The following is a 3,928-nucleotide window of genomic DNA, read 5'->3' as shown; positions in this document are numbered from 1 at the left end:
GGACACTAGCCGCTAGGGCCGCTTGCGCTGGACAGTAAACTAAGTTCAAAAACTTTTACTTTCTTATCTTTTAAAAAAGGTAGGCAGCGGGTGGGGCTTCCCACCCCCTGCCTTAAGACCCGGTCGAACGATAGTGTCTGACCCCAAATTGCCATATAAAAAAACAAGGAAGAATAAAGAGACTGCCTGCGACAGGAGTGAGCATATATAAGACTTCGTTGCCCTCTGTTTTTCCGAGAATAAATAGTAAAGGCAAATAATTGACCGTTCCAAAAGGAATGACATAGGTGAATATTCGCGCCACCCATTTTTGATAAATATTTAATGGATATTGGGCCATCTCTCTGCCGCCATCCGTAAAGATATTTGCAATCTCGAGGCCCTGAACTGTCCAAAAACACATGGTAGCTGCAAGCATATAGATTCCTGTAAAAATCAATACCCCACTCGTAACCATAAAAAGCAGAGTGGCTGCCTTTAGTAAGCTCCATTCAATAGGAAGATTACCCAAAGCCCATAGTAAGACGAGGACGCTTTGAAGCAGCCGCCCAATCCGAGTAAACTCAAATTTGGATCCAAGAACTTGAAGGAATGTACTTCGCGGACGAACCAGCACGCGATCAAAGTCCCCCTTTATAATAAGGCTGGAAAAAGTGTCAAATCCCCTAGCAAAACACTCACTTAATGAAAAAGCCATGTGGATCACAGCAAAACAAAGGGCTACCTCAAAAAAATCCCAACCTTTTATTTGCCCAAATCGTTCAAACAAAAAGTAAAGACCCGCAAAAATCGAGAAAGGAATAAAAAACTGTCCAATCGATAGCAGCCAGAACGAGGTCCGGTATTGCATTTGCGATTTAAATAATATCAGTAAATACTTAAAATAAAGACCCATTTTTCACCTATCCCCCCTGTACGACGACTCTTTTTAATGCAGCGTTAAGTGCCAGTTTTCCAAGCCATAGAAGACCCAAAAGGTAACCCAATTGAATGAAAACTCCAACTAGTGCTTCTGTTTGTGTGATATGTCCGGAATATACACGAAATGGAAAATCTGCCGTCCAGCGAAATGGCAAAACGTAGGCTATTTTTTGCAGCCACAATGGCATCAGTGGAATGGGGATAATCAACCCGGCAAAAAATTCCCCTAGAACCCCAAATATCAACAGTGATCCCATTGGTGATAAAGTAACAAATACAGAAATATAAAGGAACATTGATATGGCTACTAATAGTAATAAGCCTAGTAAAAGGGTGATCACAAATAATAGTAAAGTTGTTCCGTTTGGAGGAAGTGTCATGTTGTAGGGCTCAGGTAAAAAGAAAGCAACAATTAAAATGGGATAACAACGTAATAATGCGCTGGATAACCGCTGTGCTAGAAGTTTTGCATACCAGAAACCATATAAATCTGCCGGTCGGCACAGCTCATAGGCAATATTCCCGCTTGTAATGAGATCAAATAATTCATTGTCACGGAACCAGAGCATGACAAAAGCTAGGAACGCCTGCTGTAGCCAGATGTACGTGGTTAACTCTTTTAATGAAATGGGTGGTGTCGATGCAGAGTATTCATAAAATGCTACAAATACCATAATCGCAATAAATCCCCAGAAAAATTGTGTAGCCACTCCAGCCAACGCCGCTGCTCGGTATTGCATACCAATTAATAGCCGTAGTTTTAAAACCGCTGCATATACCTTCATATTTGGAACTCCTTATAAAGTTGAACAATGATATCTTCGATTGGCTGCGATTCGATTGTGACATCGACTAGATCGACTTGGTTCGACAGCTGGGTAATCACTTTAGATGTAAGGATTTGTTCCGTATCCACACTTAGTACCACATGTTCAGGCGACCAGTTTATGATCGTGGTTCCAGGTATATTGATGAGGGTTGAATTTTTCCGATAATCAGCTGTAATGGTTTTATTGGTTCCAAAACGCCTTCTTAATTCATCTAGTTTTCCATCATAGAGTAGACTACCTTTACCGATCAAAATTACCCGGTTTGCTAGTGCCTCAATATCATTCATATCATGGGTGGTAAGGACAACCGTCACACCTTTTTCCTGATTAATGGTCTTGATGAATTGGCGGACAGCGATTTTTGAAACGGCATCTAGCCCAATCGTTGGTTCATCTAAAAACAGGACTTTAGGATTATGTAGTAATGATGCAGCAATTTCACAGCGCATTCGCTGGCCTAAGCTTAATTGCCGAACAGGGGAATTCATGATATTTTGCAATTCTAGCGTTTCGATGAGTAAATCTAATGTAGTTTTATATTCTTGCTGTGGAATTTTGTAAATATCCTTCAAAAGTTCAAATGAGTCTATTACCGGAACATCCCACCATAACTGGGAACGCTGACCGAAAACCACACCAATATTTTTTACATATTGGGTGCGTTCCTTCCAAGGTATGTAGCCCATAATGCTGCAATTCCCACCGTCTGGAACCAAGATACCGCTCATGACTTTGATGGTTGTTGACTTGCCAGCACCATTCGGACCAATGTATCCAACGATTTCACCTGGTTCTATGTTGAATGAGATGTCTTTTAGTGCTTCAACGATGGAATGTTCTCTGTAGAAAAGTGCTTTTGTAGCTTGCAGTAACCCAGTAGAACGCTTTGCCACTTTAAAGGATTTCGAAATGCCTTCTACTTTTATCAAATGATTCCCTCCCTTTTGTCACAGAGGGAAATAATACCATTGGCTGGTTGGAGTGTCAAGAATTTTTTGAATTGTTTTTTGTAGATTTTTCGACACAGTTCTTTGTTGGATTTTTATATATGATTAATCTAAGAAGGGATGTGGGTCATGTTATTAAAACCAAGAACGGAACCAGAGTTATTAACGCTATTGAGATTGTTGGAAAACAGAATTAAATTTACTGAGGATGAAATGGTGCAGTACACCAACTTAAGTAAGGGCTACGAAGGAGAATTGATGTTTGATCAGTTAACTGCAAGACTTGATTGCGAAATGTTTATAATCAACGACTTGTTCCTCGAACATAACCATTCAAAATTCCAAATTGATTCCTTACTCATTAAGAATAAAACAATTATTCCATGCGAAGTTAAAAATTATTATAGTAATTATTTTTTCGAAGACGGTGAATTTCGTCATTGCATCACGAAAAAGGAAATAACTAATCCGCTCCATCAGATGAAACGAAGTGAGATACTTCTTCGTCAATTTCTCCAAAAACTAGGGTTCCACTTTCAAATTGACTCTTACCTGACCTTCATTAACCCTGAATTTTTCTTATACCAAGCTCCCCAGAATCAATCAATTATTTTTCCGCCTCAGCTAGGCAGCTTTATGACAAAACTAAATTCCAAGGGTCCAAAGTTAGACGAAGTACATAGGAAACTAGCTGACAAATTAGTAGGTTCGCATACTTTCGAATCCCCTTATCCTAAATTGCCGCCTTATGACTACCATTCAATTAGGAAAGGAATGCAATGTGGAACATGCCATTCATTTGAAGTAATAGTAGGTGAAAAAAAATTAATTTGTTATGATTGTGGCACTGAGGAGGACAGTCAATCAGCAATTGTACGCCATGTAGAAGAATTTAAGCTGCTTTTTCCTGGCCAGAAGGTTACCACTAATCTTATCTTTGATTGGTGTACGGTGGTTGAATCTAGGAAGAAGATCAGGAAGGTTTTAACTAATAATTATAAGGTTATGGGAACCAGGCAGTGGACTTATTACGAGTAAATTTTTGTTTTGGTGCAATGGGTTTTATAAAAAAATGGTAATTTAGGTTTTTTTAATCGGGGAAGATCTTTATGAGTTACCTCTTTTTCGATTTCGAGTGAATTCTGGTAACTCATCGACCTCATGAGTTACCTCTTTTTCGTTTTCATGTAAATTCAGGGCACTCATCGACCTCATGAGTTACCTCTTTTT

General features: G+C 39.3%; 4 protein-coding genes. 1 reads left to right on the top strand and 3 read right to left on the bottom strand.

What is annotated here, in order from left to right:
- Window positions 1-112: 112 nt before the first annotated feature.
- Genes V7124_RS09040 through V7124_RS09030 form a run of 3 tightly spaced genes read right to left on the bottom strand, consistent with a single transcriptional unit; the run spans window position 113 to window position 2,680 of the window.
- Window positions 113-895, bottom strand: a complete 783-nt coding sequence (locus tag V7124_RS09040; protein WP_335419037.1) for an ABC transporter permease — start codon at window positions 893-895, stop codon at window positions 113-115.
- A 7-nt stretch (window positions 896-902) separates the two neighbouring features.
- A complete protein-coding gene (locus V7124_RS09035; RefSeq protein WP_335419034.1) occupies window positions 903-1,706 on the bottom strand; it encodes an ABC transporter permease in 804 nt (267 codons plus the stop codon).
- Window positions 1,703-2,680 carry an ABC transporter ATP-binding protein gene (locus V7124_RS09030; protein WP_335419031.1) on the bottom strand — a complete coding sequence of 326 codons (978 nt, stop codon included), beginning with the start codon at window positions 2,678-2,680 and terminating at the stop codon, window positions 1,703-1,705. The genes V7124_RS09035 and V7124_RS09030 overlap by 4 nt, the downstream gene beginning before the upstream one ends.
- A gap of 147 nt (window positions 2,681-2,827) precedes the next feature.
- Between V7124_RS09030 and V7124_RS09025 the strand changes: the two genes are divergently transcribed.
- Window positions 2,828-3,736 (top strand): nuclease-related domain-containing protein, encoded by a 909-nt coding sequence (locus tag V7124_RS09025; RefSeq protein WP_335488290.1) that lies wholly within the window; start codon window positions 2,828-2,830, stop codon window positions 3,734-3,736.
- Window positions 3,737-3,928: the final 192 nt, after the last annotated feature.

Source organism: Neobacillus niacini, assembly GCF_036961885.1.
GTDB classification, from domain to species: Bacteria; Bacillota; Bacilli; order Bacillales; family Cytobacillaceae; genus Neobacillus; species Neobacillus niacini_H.
This window is presented reverse-complemented; position numbering and strand designations above follow the sequence as displayed.